Annotated in this window: 1 protein-coding gene; it reads right to left on the minus strand. The window is 35.5% G+C overall.

What is annotated here, in order from left to right; genetic code table 11:
* A partial coding sequence (locus tag ACH2AZ_RS12605; RefSeq protein ID WP_394908116.1) for an integrase core domain-containing protein occupies positions 1-203 on the minus strand: 203 nt, incomplete at both ends.

The following is a 203-nucleotide window of genomic DNA, read 5'->3' on the forward strand; positions in this document are numbered from 1 at the left end:
ATTTTTGTGGACTTCAGCTGGCTTTCTTAAATCCAGGCTAAAATGTGTTCTTAGGTTATTGTAAATATACACTGCTTGTGCAGTCATATTCTGCGCTAATTCAGTGTTTTTAATCGTTTGTTTTAATCCATATTCATATTTAAGCGTCCTGTTAATACGCTCTGCAACTGCGTTTTCATAAGGATCATACTGTTCGGTCATAC

It is taken from the genome of uncultured Mesonia sp., assembly GCA_947499595.1.
GTDB lineage: Bacteria > Bacteroidota > Bacteroidia > Flavobacteriales > Flavobacteriaceae > Mesonia > Mesonia sediminis.